The following is a 13,933-nucleotide window of genomic DNA, read 5'->3' on the forward strand; positions in this document are numbered from 1 at the left end:
TTGGTTACCCCTGCGCTCTCAGGCCGCCGGCGCCGACATCGCCGTCTCGTCCTGTTTTGGACGGTTGGCGGGCAGCTGCGTGCCGGTCAGGACATAGTACGCATTCTCGGCGATGTTGGTCACGTGGTCGCCGATGCGTTCGAGATTCTTGGCGCAGAACAACAGATGCGTGCAAGCCGTGATGTTGCGCGGATCTTCCATCATATAGGTCAGCAGTTCGCGGAAGACGGAAGTGTATTTGACGTCGATGCGCTCGTCGTCGGCGCGCAGCTTCGCCAGTGCCGCGGCATCGCGCGCCGCATACTCCTCGATGACGCCCTGCACCTGGATCAGCACCAGCTGCGCCATGGCGTCGATGGAATGCGACAGGTCGCGCGGCGTGGCGCTGAGGCCTACAGTACCGACGCGCTTGGCGATGTTCTTGGCAAGGTCGCCAATGCGTTCGAGGTCGCCGGCCATGCGGATCGAGCCGACGACATGGCGCAGATCGTCGGCCATCGGCTGGCGCTTGGCGATCAGCGTGATGGCGCGGTCGTCGAGCTCGCGCTGGCGCGCATCCATGATGGCGTCGTCGGAGACGACGCGCTGGGCGAGCGCATTGTCGGAGTTCAGCAGCGCCTTGGTGGCGCCGCCGACCATCGAGCCGGCAAGGTCGCCCATGTCGCTGATCAGCCTGCTGATCTGTCCGAGATCCTCGTCGAAGGCTGCGACTGTGTGTTCGGCCATGATCCTGGTCCTCGTATGCGTGCGATCAGCCGAAGCGGCCAGTGATGTAGTCTTGCGTGCGCTTCTCGCGAGGCGACGTGAAGATCTTCTCGGTACGGTCGAATTCGACCAGTTCGCCCAGATACATGAAGGCGGTCTGCTTCGAGACGCGCGCCGCCTGCTGCATGTTGTGGGTGACGATGACGATCGTGTAGTCGGCCTGCAACTCGTCGATCAGTTCCTCGATCTTGGCGGTCGACAGCGGGTCGAGCGCCGAGGCCGGCTCGTCGAGCAGGATGACTTCAGGCTTCACCGCCACGGTGCGGGCGATGCACAGCCGCTGCTGTTGGCCGCCCGACAGGCTAAGGCCGCTGGCATTGAGCTTGTCCTTGACCTCGGTCCACAGTGCCGCGCGCTTGAGCGCCTGCTCGACACGGCCGTCCATCTCGGCCTTGCTGATCTTCTCGTAGAGCCTGACGCCGAAAGCGATGTTCTCGTAGATCGACATCGGGAACGGCGTCGGCTTCTGGAACACCATGCCGATCTTGGTGCGCAGCAGGTTGAGGTCCTGCGAGCGGTCGAGAACGTTCTGGCCGTCGAGCAGCACCTGGCCCTCGGCGGTCTGCTTGGGATAAAGCTCGTAGATGCGGTTGAAGACGCGCAGCAGCGTCGACTTTCCGCAACCCGACGGGCCGATGAAGGCGGTGACGCTGCGCTCGGGCAGCGACAGCGTGATATCCTTCAGCGCCTTCGACTGGCCGTAGTAGAAGTTGAGGTTCTTGACCTCGATCTTGGCCTTGGTCACCGCCTCGGCGGCGATCGTCATGTCTGGAGACAACATCTGGCTCATTTGTCCTCTCTGCGTCCGGTCAGGCTGCGCGCAAGGATGCTGAGCGCGAGAACCGTCAATGTGATTATGAGTGCACCGGTCCAGGCCAGCTGCTGCCATTCCTCATAGGGGCTGAGAGCGAACTGGAAGATGGTGACCGGCAGGCTGGCCATCGGCGCGTTGAGATTGCTCGACCAGAACTGGTTGTTCAGCGCCGTGAAAAGAAGCGGTGCGGTCTCGCCGGAGATGCGGGCGATGGCCAGCAATATGCCGGTGACGATGCCCGAAAGCGCGGCACGATAGGCAACCGAGCGGATGACCACCCAGCGCGGCGCGCCGATCGCGGTGCCGGCTTCGCGCAAGGCGTTGGGCACCAGGTTGAGCATGTCCTCGGTGGTGCGCACGACGACGGGGATGACCAGGATGGCGAGTGCTACGGCACCGGCGATCGCCGAGAAATGCCCCATCGGCCGCACCATCAGCTCATAGACGAACAGGCCGATGATGATCGACGGCGCCGACAGAAGGATGTCGTTGATGAAGCGCACCACCGTGGTGAGCTTCGAGAAGCGGCCATATTCGGCCATATAGGTACCGGCCAGCACGCCGATCGGCGTGCCGACGATGATGCCGATGATGGTCATCATGATGCTGCCGTAGATGGCGTTGAGCAGGCCGCCGGCGTCGCCGGGCGGCGGTGTCATTTCCGTGAAGACCGAGAGGGAGACGCCGGCCAGGCCCTTGTAGAGCAAGGCGCCAAGGATCAACGCCAGCCAGGCAAGGCCGATGCCGGCAGAGACGACGCACAGCGCCATCATCACGCCGTTCTTGCGCTTGCGGCTCTGGTGAAGCGATGCGGCTGTCGACATCGGTCAGGCTCCCGTGCGGGCGTCGATGCGCATCAGCATGTAGCGGGCGATGGCAAGGATCAGGAAGGTGATAACGAACAGGATCAGGCCGAGCGCGACCAGCGAGGAGGTGTAGAGATCGCCGACCGCTTCGGTGAATTCGTTGGCGATGGTCGCCGAGATGGTCGTTGCCGGCGCAAACAGCGACGTCGAGATGCGGTGCGCGTTGCCGATGACGAAGGTCACCGCCATCGTTTCACCGAGCGCGCGGCCGAGGGCGAGCATGATGCCGCCCATGATGCCGATGCGGGTGTAGGGAATGACGACCCGGCGCGTGACCTCCCAGGTCGTGCAGCCGATGCCATAGGCCGATTCCTTCAGCACCGACGGCACCGTGTCGAAGACGTCCTTGGTGATGGAGGTGATGAAAGGCAGGATCATGATGGCCAGGATCATCGCCGAGGTCAGCAGGCCGATGCCGTAAGGAGGGCCTGCGAACAGGCTGTTGAGGCCCGGAATGCCGTGGAACACGCTGATGATGAAGGGCTGCACCGTCGTCTGCAGAAACGGCGCCAGCACGAACAGGCCCCAGATGCCATAGATGATCGAAGGGATGCCGGCCAGCAGTTCAACCGCCATGCCGATCGGACGCCGCAGCGGGCGTGGGCAAAGCTCGGTGAGGAAGATGGCGATGCCGATGCCAAGCGGCACGGCGATCAGGATGGCGATGGCCGAGGTGATGATGGTGCCGTAGATCGGTGCCAGGGCGCCGAACTTCTCCGTCACCGGGTTCCAGCTTTCGCTGGTCAGGAAGGAAAAGCCGAAGGTCGACAGGGCTTGCCAGGAACCGGCAAACAGCGAGATCGCAACGCCGCCGAGCAGGACCAGCACCAATATCGCGGCGGCGCGGGTTGTCGCCTGGAAGATTGCGTCGGTCAGCGCGAACCGTCGAACGGTGGCGTCGCGCGAACTTCTAACGGCTGGCAAGGCTTCCTGGACAGCGCTCATGTCAAGCTCGGCTCTTTCAGTTGAAGGAAAAGGAGCGCCGCAGGTGCGGCGCTCCTTTGGAGGATGTTACTCGCCAACGTAGACGGGCTTGCCGCCGGCCTGGATGTCGGCCTTCCACGAAGCCTTGATCAGGCCGACGACGCTGTCGGGGATCGAGACGTAGTCGAGCGCCTTGGCGGTTTCCTTGCCGTCCTTGTAGGCCCAGGCAAAGAACTTCAGGGCTTCGCCGGTGGCAGCGGCATCATCCGGAGCCTTGTGGATCAGGACCCAGGTCGAGGCAGCGATCGGCCAGGTGGCGTCGCCGGGCTCGTTGGTGATGATGACGTTGAAGTTCTTGGCGCCCTTGAAGTCGGCATTCGAAGCGGCAGCGCCGAAGGATTCGAGCGACGGCTGGACGACCTTGCCGGCTGCGTTCAGCATCTTGGAGTAGGACAGGTTGTTCTGCTTGGCATAGGCGTATTCGACGTAGCCGATGCCGCCGTCCGTCTGCTTGACGGTGTTGGCAACGCCTTCGCTGCCCTTGGCGCCGACGCCCGTCGGCCATTCGACGGCGGAGTCCGAACCGACCTTGTCCTTCCAGTCGGGCGAGAGCTTCACCAGATAGTTGGTGAAGTTGAAGGTGGTGCCCGAGCCGTCCGAACGATGCACGACGGCGATCGCGGTCGACGGCAGGGTGAGGCCGGGGTTCAGCGCCTTGATCGCGGCATCGTCCCAGGTGGTGATGGCGCCGAGATAGATCTGGGCGAGCGTCTTGCCGTCGAGGACGAGTTCGCCCGGCTTGACGCCGGTCAGGTTGACGATCGGCACGATGCCGCCCATCACCATCGGGAACTGCACGAGGCCGTTCTTTTCCAGATCGGCGTCGGACATCGGCTTGTCGGTGGCGCCGAAGGTCACGGTCTTGGCGATGACCTGCTTGATGCCGCCGCCCGAACCGATCGACTGATAGTTGAGGCCGATGCCGGTGTCTTTCTTGTAGGTGTCGGCCCACTTGGCGAACACCGGATAGATGAAGGTCGAGCCAGCGCCGGAAAGGTCAGCTGCGATGGCTGCGGAAAGGGTGAAGGTAGACGCTGTAGCCATTGCGATCGCAACGGCCGTCGAGCGGATGAAATGTCTCATTTGGCCTGCTCCTGTTCGGAAGATGGTCTCTCGGCGCCATTCCTAACAGCGCCCGCTGAGGCCAATAGCCTTGGATTATTACAGTCGCATGACAGTTTCGTGTCAGCCCGGTAACGCGTCGCCGGCCGTGCAAAAGGCGGTCGCGTCGGATGGCGGCGGCCTGATCCGAGTTTGCGCCCGGAATCAGGGACTTGAGCCATCCACCGGCCGGAGCCGCCGCCGGAATCGACGGGCTTTCTCGGATGAAGAAAATCCGGACGGGAGCGCGTTGCTCAAGGCCAGAGCGTGTCATGGCCGGGCCATCGCCAAAAACAGGTCCGTTGGGGTAGGTTGACGCTGTTTGTTGCCGGCGGTCGCTGCTCCCGCCCGTAACTGCAAGGGCGGAATTCGATTTTGCCATTGTCCCGGCTCGGCGCCGGCTTTGGTATGGTGCGATCGCACCATAGGCATTGCACGCAGGGGTAGCAGCACAATCCGCGATTGATTCGGATCCTTGGAACCGGGCGACGCCGTGCTATCCTGCGTTGCGCTGGACCTGGCGGCCGGCGCCGAGCCAGCGCTCGACTTTCTCCAGCAGGGCCCGGGGGCTGATCGGCTTGGGCAGATAGTCGTCCATGCCCGCCTCCAGGCAGCGTTCGCGATCGCCCTTGAGCGCATGCGCGGTCACGCCGATGATCGGCACATGCGTGCCGGTTTCCTGCTCCAGCCGGCGGATCGCGGCGGTCGCCTCGAGCCCGCTCATCTCCGGCATCGAGACATCCATCAGGATCATGCATGGATTGAGCTTGCCGAAAGCCTCGAGCGCCCTGCGGCCATTGCCGACGATCTCGAAACCATGGCCGGTCTCGCCAAGGATCTGGGTGAAGACCATCTGGTTCACCTCATTGTCCTCGGCCACCAGTATGTCCAGCCTGTGTCCATCACCGCCAGTGACGGGCAGCCGAGGCCGAACCGGCGGCGGCTGCAATTGCGCGCGTTGTTCGGACAGCGCCAGCGGCGGCGGCTGGGGAGTATCGGGCCTTTCGGCTGCAGGCGGCTGGACGGCCTGGCTGTCCGTGGCGTGGCGATGGCGCTGAATGGTCGCCACCAGCGTCTCCAGAAGCACCGAGGAACGCGCCGGCTTGATCAGCTGGGCGTCGATGCCGAGATCGCGGTAGCTGGTGTTGGCGAGCGACTGGTCGACCGAGGTCAGCATGATGATGGGCGTGTCGGCGAGGCCTTCGGTGCTGCGCACGATGCGCGCCATTTCGGCGCCGCTCATTTCGGGCATCTGGTAGTCGAGCACGACGCAGTCCACACCCACGCCATAGGCGGCGGCCGCGATCAGCACCTTGAGGCCCTCCGCGCCGCTTTCGGCCGCGCAGGAATCGAACGTCCACGAGGTCATCTGTTCGGTCAGGATGGCCCGGTTGACGGCATTGTCGTCGACGATCAGCACGCGTGCGCCCGTCACATCCACCGGCATGATCCGCTGCCCGCTCTGTCCGGCCCTGGGCAGCGTCACGGTGAACCAGAAGGTCGAGCCCTTGCCCTCGGCGCTCTCGACGCCGATGGTGCCGCCCATCAGTTCGATCAGCCGTGAGGTGATGGCAAGGCCAAGCCCGGTGCCCTCGTGCCGCCGTGTCGAGGAGGTATCGACCTGGCTGAATTTTTCGAACACCAGCTTCAGTTTTTCCTCGGGGATGCCGATCCCGGTGTCGGTGACCGAGATCGTCAGCCTGGTTCCGGTCGGAACCCTCTCACCGGTCACGTCGACCAGCACATGGCCTTCGTCGGTGAATTTCACCGCATTGCCGACCAGATTGGTGACGATCTGCCGGATGCGGCCGACGTCGCCGATGAACAGGCTTTCGAGCCTCGGCTCGACACGCACGATGAGTTCGAGATCCTTTTCCTTGGCGCGTGTCGACACCAGCGTCGCTACATCCTCGATCGCCTCGGCAAGGTTGAAGGGCGCTGGATCGAGCACCATCTGGCCGGCATCGATCTTGGAGAAATCCAGGATGTCGTTGATGATCGTCAACAGCGCGTTGCCCGACTTGACGATGATGTCGGTGAACGTTTTCTGCTTGGGATCGAGATTGGATTTGGCCAGGAGTTCAGCCATGCCCAGCACACCGTTCATCGGCGTACGGATCTCATGGCTCATATTGGCGAGGAATTCCGACTTGGCGCGGTCGGCGAGCACGGCACGCTGGCGCGCTTCGCTGAGCTCCGCCTCGCGCATCTTCAGTTCCGTGATGTCGGTGGTCGATCCGATCAGGTAGAGCGAACCGTCCGACGCGATCATCGCGCCCTTGCGCGCGAACTGATGCCTGACGCTGCCGTCGGCAAGCCGCACCGTCTCCTCGATCTCCTGGGTGTCGCCGGTGCGCAGCACGGCGAGATCGCCGGCCACGAACGCCTCGCCGTCCTCCCCGAAAATCTCGATGTCGGTCTTGCCGATCGCATCTTCCCTGCTGAGACCGGTCAGTTCGCACCAGCCCTTGTTGACATAGAACTGCCTGAGATCGGAGCGCTTGGCGTAGATCGACACAGGTACATTGTCGATCAGGCTGCGGAACACCTCGTTCTCGCGCATGCTCTCTTCCAGAGCCTTCTCGCGCGCCTTGACGTCGGTGATGTCGGTGCTGGAGCCGACCAGATGCACCGATCCGTCGGTCGCCACCAGGCGGCTCTTGCGCGTCATCAACTGCCGCACCGTGCCGTCGCGATGGGTGACAGGTTCTTCGACCTCGAGGCCCTTGCCGGTTACGACGACCTGGGTGTCGTCATGGCTGTAGCTTTCCGCGTCTTGCGTGCCGAAAAGCTCACGGTCGGTCCGGCCGATGATGTCTTCCTTGGCGATGCCGGTCAGCGCGCACCAGGCCTTGTTGACGAATTCGATGCTCAGGTCCTGCGCCTTGATGAAGGCGGCCACCGGCAACTCGTCCATGACGTGGCGGAAGAGATCGATCTGGCGCATCGAGTCGCGCAGCGCCGCCTCGCGGCTCTTGATGTCGGTGATGTCGACGCGCACGCCGATGAACGTCCCGTCATCGGTGCGCATGTCGTAGACCTGGTACCAGCGCCCATCGGCATTGAGGCGCTCGTAGGAAGAATTCGGCAGGTGGTAGCGGGCCAGTATGCTGTCGAGCCAGCGTTCGGGTTCGACCCCGTACAGCCTGTCGATCCCGGCATCGCCGCTCGAGCGGAAATAGCCGACCGACTGGCCGAATTCCAACGCCTCGCGGAAGCTGCAGCCAGGCTGCCAGAAGGGCTTCAGCGCCGGCAGCGTGTCCTGCAGTTTGCGGTTGGCGAAGACGAACTTGTCGTCGCGGTCGTAGATGATGACGCCGGCCGGCAGCGATTCCAGCACGCTGGCGAGGTGCTTGCGCGCATCCTGTGCCTCGGTCTCGCGCCCCTTCATGTCGGTGACGTCGACATAGGAGATGAGCCGCTTGCCGCCAGGCAGTGGCGCCAGCGATGCGACAAGCGTGCGCCCGTCATTGTGCGGCAATTGTCTGGAGCCGGCGACGCCGGCCCTGATTTCGGCTTCGCGCTCGGCGGTATGACGTTGCCAGGCAGCGTCATCGGCGCCGTAAGGGTCGATGGCGCGGCTGGCTTCCATGAGTTCGCGAAAGGCCGAGCCGATTCCGGCGCGGCCTGGATCGATCCTCCAGAAGTCATAAAAGGCGCGATTGATGACTTCGGCGCGCATATCGGCATCCAGCACGAGAACACCGATCGGCATCTCATCGACCATGGTGCGGAGATTGACGAAGGTCTCGGCGATTTTGGCGTTGGCGCCTTCGATCTCGGCGTCGCGACGCTTGAGTTCGGTAACCTCATAGTAGGTCAAGAGCCGCTTGCCGCCGGACAACGCCGTCACCGAGAACATCATCGTCCTGCCGCTGGCATGGACAAATTCGCGAGGCGAGACGGAGCCGGCGCGAATCTCCTCGATACGGCTGGCGAGGTAGCGCTGCCACTGCTGTTCGTCGATATCGCCATAGATGCCGTTGCGGCGGTTGAGTTCCATCAACTGGCTGAACGGAGCGCCAATGGTCACAGCGCCGTCCGGAATGCTGGACAGGTCGCGATAGGCCTTGTTGACGATCAGCGTGTCGAGCTTGCCATCGAGCAGCACGACGCCCATGTGCATGGCGTCCATCGTCCGTTCGAGGTCGGCAAGATGCCGGTCGGGATCGCTGCCCGACAACGGGCTTTGCTCCATGGTTTCGAAGGCGCCGGCCAATGCGGTAACGTTGCGGCCTATGCCGCGGTAGCCGGCAAATTTTCCTTCCTTGTCGAACCGTGGGAAGCCTGACGTAAGCACCCAGCGGCAGTCGGCGCCGCCTCCCTTCAGTTCATAGACGAAGTCGCGGAACGGCCGGCGCGCCTGCAAATCCTCCAGATGCGCCGCTGCGCTGTGATTCCCCTTCAGGACCTGGTTGAGGAAATCGAAGCGGAACCGGCCCAGCACATCAGCCGGATCGATGCCGGTGGCCGCCTGGTAGGTGGGTGAGAGCCAGGAGAACCGCAGTTCGGCATCGGTCTCCCAGACCCAGTCCGAGCCTGCCTCGAGCAGTTGGCGAAGCGCGTCGGGCGAATCCATGTCCGCGCATGGCGGCGCGTCGCCGCGATGCACCGGCTTTTCGGGTTCACGCTTGCCGCGCGCGCCGATTGCTTCGTCCGCTTCCGCCATCCTGTCCCCACCCCGAAAATCAAGGCCGAACCCTCCCTCCGCGGTTCGTCGGCGGAATGTGCCCGAGAAGCATTAACGATCCGCTAACCTTAACGGCGCAACCGGCACGCTCTTCCTGCGTTATTCCGTCCGGTTGTCGGGCGGGCCAAGGCCGCGTTATAAGCCGCCCAGGGGTGTTGCTAATGTATCGACGGATAGGGCCTTTCTTGCTGGGCGTGGCGCTGCTTTTCGGCAGCGGCTGTGCGCGCAGTTATGACGGCACGGTCATCATCCCGCGGCCGCTCGACGCCAGGCGCTTCTGGGACCGGCCCCCACCCAATGTCGACTACACGCCGCCGGCCGACAACGGCGCCTTTCCGGTATCGCCGCAGCCGCCCGGACAATTTTCCGAACGCAGGGCTTTGAAACCTGCCGGGCACAGACGGCATCAGACGCGACATTCAGCGCCGCCGCCCCCGCCGTCGGGCCCGGAAAAACAACTGGCATGCAGGAACGTGAGCGCACCAGGCGAGCGCGTTCGCATGGTCTGCGAATAGGCGCAATTCGGGGAGCGTTCCCCGCAGCCTTACAGCGATGCCGCGCCCTTCTTCGGTTGCTTCGCGCCAAGCTTGTCGAGAGCAAGGCGAACCTGGCGCAAATCGTCCTGCCAGCCGTCATCATCACCCATGGAACTCTCCGATGCGGCCCGTTGCAGGCCGCGCGCCTCGGATTCGATCTTACGCAGTTCGGCGACCTTCTCGTCATGGGTCAGGGAGCCGTCTTCGACGATCTCCAGAACCCGCATTTCCCTGAACGTGGCCATGGCTTTTCTCCCGGCTGATGTCGATCACAACGCCGTTGGCACCCCTCCGTTCCAGTAGGGTCCTGTAGGGCGGCTTCATCATGACGGCGCGCTGCAGCCGGTTATCCCGGAGAGGAGAGGTCATTCAGCCGGGAAGAAGGCCGGGCCGACGATACGCACCGGCCGCGTACCGGCTTCGATCGACTGCAATTGAGCGGCCCCCGAGACCTCGCTGCCGGATTGCGGGATTGCCGCGACACTGCCGAAATCCGGCTTTGGCCGCGGCAACAAAGCAGCCGGCCGGCGACTATCGGAATTGCCGGGCCGTGGCTCCGGGGCGAACGATCAATCCGACGTTGCCGAAGCTTGACGCTGAAACCTTTGCCTGACTGTCGCGTTGAAGGCATAGGAGAAACCAGATGTCGATCCATTTCACGGTATCGGAACTGACAAGAAACCTTTTTCATTCTCTCGGGCTGGATCACGAGCGCGCGCCACGACCGCTCAATCCCGAGGAAACCCTGTTGCTTGAGTGCTATCTGGCCGGGCACATCCCGGAGTCGGCCTGGAGCGACTATGTCTTCGAGACCCCGGATCTGGCGCGGCACGCCAAGGTACGCCGCCGGAGCCACTGAGCAAACGGCTCCGAAGCGGCCGCGCCAGCCGCTATTTCTTTGGGGAAACCAGTTGCAACGTGAAGACGTTGCCACCAATGCCTTGCGCCAAAGCCGGTGAAAGACTCAGAGGCGTGCAATTCTTGACGGCGGCGATGGCCGCGTCGATGAACGCCTTTCGCGCCTTATCATCGCCGGCCACCTTGGCGGCGGTCGGCCGCGGCGGACCGATCAGCGAGCCGTCGCGCTTGAAGCTGAAACTCAGGGTTACTGTGGAATTGCCCGCGTCCGCCGGCGGTGTCCAGCATGCCTGGATCGCGTCCCCGACATCATCCATTGTGTTGAGCACTGCTGCTTGTGCAGGGAGGAGCGTCCCAGCCAGCATTCCACCGGCGATTGTCAGCATTGCCACCACGCATTTCATCGCAAGCCCTCTTCTCAGGCCGGCATTCCAAGCCGGATCCGCTCAACGGAATGTTAGAGGCGATGTCGGCGATGACAATATCCCGACGCGAAAAGTTGATGCTCCGGCGCGGCCCTATCACCGCCGCGCAAGGTCCCGGCATAGGTCCGAAAAGCAAAAAGGCCGGCACGGAGCCGACCTTTCCTTCCACCGACAATGCGCCAGTACATCCGTGGTCGCGTGGTGAATTCCCGCCAGTAGACAGGGCTTTGGTTAACGAACCCTTAAGCTGAAGCCTTCGCCTGCGACCGCACATAGGCGATATAGCCGCGCACGTCGCCGGCCGGCTCGGCATAGGCCTTGCCGAGCTTCTTCTCGATGGCTGCCATGTACTCCTGCGCCCATTTGGGCAGCGGGTAGTCGATGACCGCCAGGAATTCGAGAGTCGCCGCCAGCCTTATGTCGGCGATCGACGGGTTCGTGCCGCCGATGAACGGCTTGCCGTCCCTGAAGAAGCTGTGGAAGACCTCCAGCGGCTCGGCGATCGCCGCCATCGCGGCCTTCTGCGCTTCCGACTTCCTGTCGGGATGGGCATCGCTGTGGCCGACCTCGCCGGCATATTGCGGGAAACCCAGCGCCGGATAGGTGGCGCGCGCCACATAGGGGTAGAGCGTGCCGATCAGATAGAACATGGCGCTGTCGATCATCGCCCGTTTGGCCGGCGCCTTGGGATAGAATTTCTCCAACCCGTGCTTGTTGGCGAGATACTGCATGATGGCGCAGCTTTCCCAGAGCACGCCTCTGGGCAACCCCTTGTCCTCGATCATCGGCGTCAGATGCGCCGGATTGCGCGCCAGATATTCGGGCGAACGCGTGTGGCCCCAGGCGTCGGTCTCGGTGGCGTCGAAGCCGGCCGCGCGAGCAAACACCCGCACCGTCATGTTGTTGACGCTCGGCTTCAGCATGCTGAGCTTCAACGCCGGCTTTTTCGCAGACCTGGCCTTGGCGGTCTTGGGCGCCGACTTTTGCGCCGCCGGCTTTGCCGCGGCTTTCGCGGCCACCTTCGGCGCGGCCTTTGCGGCTGCCTTCACCGCCGGCTTCGCTTTTGCCTTTGCCTTGGCAGCCGATTTCCCGGCACTCTTGGTCACTGCCTTTGCCATTCTTCGTCCTCCCTTTGTTTTGTTGGCCGTCAGTATGGATTCTTCGGCGCCCGGTCATCCGACAAGGTCGCGCGGGAGCTCTCGACAAGCGCCTGGATCGCGTCCGCAAGATGCACCTCGGCAATATTGTAGTCGCCGCGCCCGACACGCAGCCTGTGCGCCTGCATCAGCACATCGGCATGGGTGAAACCCGCCGGCGGTTCGAAGCGATAGGAAGCGAGTTCGATCAAAAGGCCAAGCGGATCCTCGAAATAGATCGAATCCATGAAGCCGCGATCCTTGACGCCGCTGTGCTTGATGCCGCGATCGTCGAGCCGGGCGACCGCCTGCAGGAAGGTGACCCGCGACACCGCGAACGCGATGTGGTGGACGCAGCCCGAATCGGTCGGTGTGCGCCGCTTCAGCGGCACGCGGCTTTCATCGGTGAAGATGGTGATCAGCCGGCCGTCGCCCGGATCGAAATAGAGATGGCTCTCGCTGGCCTTGTCGAGGTTGGGCTGCTCGAAGATGAAAGGCATGCCGAGCACGCCTTCCCAAAAATCGATCGAGGTCTGGCGCCCGGCGCCGACCAGTGTGATGTGATGGACGCCTTGTGCTTGCAGTTTCTGCATCGGCCTTCTCCCCGCGGCATCGATTGGTCGTCAGATCTGCCTGGCACCCGGCGTTCTGCGCGCCGCCTGAGCCGTGCCCTCGAAATCCATGACGTGATGCTAATGCAATCGGCCCCGCCGCGCCAGAAGCTGCAAGTCCCATCGTTGCAGGACGGCGATATGGCCTTGAAATTTGGATAAGGCTGTTTCCTTCATCTATTCGGCCGATGCGGCATCTCATCTTGAGGACTACATTGAAAATGATCCTACGGATCAATGAGTAGTCCGAAGCCAGTCCCCTTTTGCGGCTACTCCAAGGGCCCCGCTTGACTCCCGGTCGGCGGGGCTTTTCCGTGCATTCGCCAAGACGACCTTGCGGCGTAAAAGCCGATGGTCGAACAGCCCGGAATTGCCCCGATCAAAGATTGAAGACGTGCGAAGCGGTCAGCCCGGCAAGCAGCACGCCCGCCAGGAGAGCGATGATCGAGGCGAGGAACCAGCGCAGTGTGACCTGATAGACCGGCTGGTCGTCGTCGCGCGGGAGCAGCGAACGCCACAATGCGACGAGTTGCAGGACGATGGCCAGCGCGAGCGGGAGCGTCGCCAGGATCGAGGCCGCCGTCCATCCGCCATCAGCTTCGAAATTCCAATACCGTTGGAAAAGAAGCGAAAACCCGAGCAATACGGTGATCGCGGAGATCACACCCTGTCGGTAGCCGACCGGCAAGGGAGCTTTACGCGCCTCGATCGCCTGGAAACCCAGCTCGTTGGTCTCATCGGGATCCTGACGCTTGGGTGCGTCGATCATGGAGGCAATATCTATTTTGACAGGCCCCTGGAAGTCGGCGCAGGTCTTGTTCGATCGATACGGCAGGGGAAGCCCTGCGGGCTATCATCATTCCCTGTGCCTTCTCGCGCAAGGTGAGCGACCTGACGGAGGCGATTCACCTGAGACCACGACTGAGCATAAGGAAAGGAACGATTCGACCGGCGCTCGCGTTATTTACGATCGAACCGATGGAGGTAACCGTGAGGAAGCTGATACTCGTATCCGTGCTCGCGTTTGCTACCACAGCTGCCGTCGCTTCTCCGACCCAGGCGCAGTTCCTCTTCTCGCCCTTCGGCGGCTATTATGGTGGTTTCGGAGGGTTCCCTTTCCCCTATCGCTATAGCGGCCCGTACTACG

At 63.0% G+C, this 13,933-nt stretch carries 14 protein-coding genes; 2 read left to right on the top strand and 12 right to left on the bottom strand.

The window, feature by feature from the left end; translation table 11 throughout:
• Positions 1–18 precede the first annotated feature (18 nt).
• The 6 genes from phoU to FJ546_RS23660 form a co-directional block, all read right to left on the bottom strand.
• Positions 19–726, bottom strand: a complete 708-nt coding sequence (phoU, locus tag FJ546_RS23635) for a phosphate signaling complex protein PhoU (RefSeq protein ID WP_010911897.1) — start codon at positions 724–726, stop codon at positions 19–21.
• A 25-nt stretch (positions 727–751) separates the two neighbouring features.
• Entirely contained in the window at positions 752–1,555 is an 804-nt protein-coding gene (gene pstB, locus FJ546_RS23640) for a phosphate ABC transporter ATP-binding protein PstB (protein ID WP_010911898.1), read from the bottom strand.
• Positions 1,552–2,403, bottom strand: a complete 852-nt coding sequence (gene pstA / locus FJ546_RS23645) for a phosphate ABC transporter permease PstA (protein WP_140891534.1) — start codon at positions 2,401–2,403, stop codon at positions 1,552–1,554. Before pstA ends, pstB begins: the two co-directional genes overlap by 4 nt.
• Before the next feature lie 3 nt (positions 2,404–2,406).
• The gene (gene pstC / locus FJ546_RS23650) at positions 2,407–3,390 is read right to left on the bottom strand and encodes a phosphate ABC transporter permease subunit PstC (protein WP_140891535.1); all 984 of its coding nucleotides are present in this window, start codon (positions 3,388–3,390) and stop codon (positions 2,407–2,409) included.
• 66 nt (positions 3,391–3,456) lie between these two features.
• Positions 3,457–4,512 carry a phosphate ABC transporter substrate-binding protein PstS gene (pstS, locus tag FJ546_RS23655; protein ID WP_140891536.1) on the bottom strand — a complete coding sequence of 352 codons (1,056 nt, stop codon included), beginning with the start codon at positions 4,510–4,512 and terminating at the stop codon, positions 3,457–3,459.
• 514 nt (positions 4,513–5,026) lie between these two features.
• Complete coding sequence (locus FJ546_RS23660; protein WP_140891537.1) at positions 5,027–9,199, bottom strand: PAS domain-containing protein; 4,173 nt, start codon at positions 9,197–9,199, stop codon at positions 5,027–5,029.
• 215 nt (positions 9,200–9,414) lie between these two features.
• Here FJ546_RS23660 and FJ546_RS23665 point away from each other — a divergent pair, with 215 nt between their 5' ends.
• Entirely contained in the window at positions 9,415–9,735 is a 321-nt protein-coding gene (locus FJ546_RS23665; protein ID WP_246686939.1) for a hypothetical protein, read from the top strand.
• 29 nt (positions 9,736–9,764) lie between these two features.
• Here FJ546_RS23665 and FJ546_RS23670 read toward each other — a convergent pair whose 3' ends face one another.
• Positions 9,765–10,001, bottom strand: coding sequence for a hypothetical protein (locus FJ546_RS23670; protein WP_095772144.1), 237 nt, complete (start codon positions 9,999–10,001; stop codon positions 9,765–9,767).
• 120 nt (positions 10,002–10,121) lie between these two features.
• Positions 10,122–10,268, bottom strand: coding sequence for a hypothetical protein (locus FJ546_RS31330; RefSeq protein WP_246686935.1), 147 nt, complete (start codon positions 10,266–10,268; stop codon positions 10,122–10,124).
• Positions 10,269–10,399: 131 nt separating this feature from the next.
• Between FJ546_RS31330 and FJ546_RS23675 the strand changes: the two genes are divergently transcribed.
• Complete coding sequence (locus FJ546_RS23675; protein WP_140891539.1) at positions 10,400–10,615, top strand: hypothetical protein; 216 nt, start codon at positions 10,400–10,402, stop codon at positions 10,613–10,615.
• Between the two features lie 31 nt (positions 10,616–10,646).
• Here FJ546_RS23675 and FJ546_RS23680 read toward each other — a convergent pair whose 3' ends face one another.
• The 4 genes from FJ546_RS23680 to FJ546_RS23695 form a co-directional block, all read right to left on the bottom strand.
• Entirely contained in the window at positions 10,647–11,018 is a 372-nt protein-coding gene (locus FJ546_RS23680; protein ID WP_140891540.1) for a hypothetical protein, read from the bottom strand.
• A 263-nt stretch (positions 11,019–11,281) separates the two neighbouring features.
• A complete protein-coding gene (locus FJ546_RS23685; RefSeq protein ID WP_140891541.1) occupies positions 11,282–12,157 on the bottom strand; it encodes a glutathione S-transferase family protein in 876 nt (291 codons plus the stop codon).
• Positions 12,158–12,186: 29 nt separating this feature from the next.
• Positions 12,187–12,768 (bottom strand): VOC family protein, encoded by a 582-nt coding sequence (locus tag FJ546_RS23690; protein ID WP_140891542.1) that lies wholly within the window; start codon positions 12,766–12,768, stop codon positions 12,187–12,189.
• Positions 12,769–13,165: 397 nt separating this feature from the next.
• On the bottom strand, positions 13,166–13,555 hold the full coding sequence (locus FJ546_RS23695; protein WP_210243120.1) for a hypothetical protein: 390 nt from the start codon (positions 13,553–13,555) through the stop codon (positions 13,166–13,168).
• Between the last annotated feature and the right edge of the window lie 378 nt (positions 13,556–13,933).

The organism is Mesorhizobium sp. B2-4-19 (assembly GCF_006441315.1).
Taxonomy (GTDB): Bacteria; Pseudomonadota; Alphaproteobacteria; order Rhizobiales; family Rhizobiaceae; genus Mesorhizobium.

What these genes read in the sequence shown, in the direction of transcription:
- phoU (WP_010911897.1), bottom strand. Translation starts at nt 726, where the DNA reads ATGGCCGAACACACAGTCGCAGCCTTCGACGAGGATCTCGGACAGATC.
- pstB (WP_010911898.1), bottom strand. Translation starts at nt 1,555, where the DNA reads ATGAGCCAGATGTTGTCTCCAGACATGACGATCGCCGCCGAGGCGGTG.
- pstA (WP_140891534.1), bottom strand. Translation starts at nt 2,403, where the DNA reads ATGTCGACAGCCGCATCGCTTCACCAGAGCCGCAAGCGCAAGAACGGC.
- pstC (WP_140891535.1), bottom strand. Translation starts at nt 3,390, where the DNA reads ATGAGCGCTGTCCAGGAAGCCTTGCCAGCCGTTAGAAGTTCGCGCGAC.
- pstS (WP_140891536.1), bottom strand. Translation starts at nt 4,512, where the DNA reads ATGAGACATTTCATCCGCTCGACGGCCGTTGCGATCGCAATGGCTACA.
- FJ546_RS23660 (WP_140891537.1), bottom strand. Translation starts at nt 9,199, where the DNA reads ATGGCGGAAGCGGACGAAGCAATCGGCGCGCGCGGCAAGCGTGAACCC.
- FJ546_RS23670 (WP_095772144.1), bottom strand. Translation starts at nt 10,001, where the DNA reads ATGGCCACGTTCAGGGAAATGCGGGTTCTGGAGATCGTCGAAGACGGC.
- FJ546_RS23675 (WP_140891539.1), top strand. Translation starts at nt 10,400, where the DNA reads ATGTCGATCCATTTCACGGTATCGGAACTGACAAGAAACCTTTTTCAT.
- FJ546_RS23680 (WP_140891540.1), bottom strand. Translation starts at nt 11,018, where the DNA reads ATGAAATGCGTGGTGGCAATGCTGACAATCGCCGGTGGAATGCTGGCT.
- FJ546_RS23685 (WP_140891541.1), bottom strand. Translation starts at nt 12,157, where the DNA reads ATGGCAAAGGCAGTGACCAAGAGTGCCGGGAAATCGGCTGCCAAGGCA.
- FJ546_RS23690 (WP_140891542.1), bottom strand. Translation starts at nt 12,768, where the DNA reads ATGCAGAAACTGCAAGCACAAGGCGTCCATCACATCACACTGGTCGGC.
- FJ546_RS23695 (WP_210243120.1), bottom strand. Translation starts at nt 13,555, where the DNA reads ATGATCGACGCACCCAAGCGTCAGGATCCCGATGAGACCAACGAGCTG.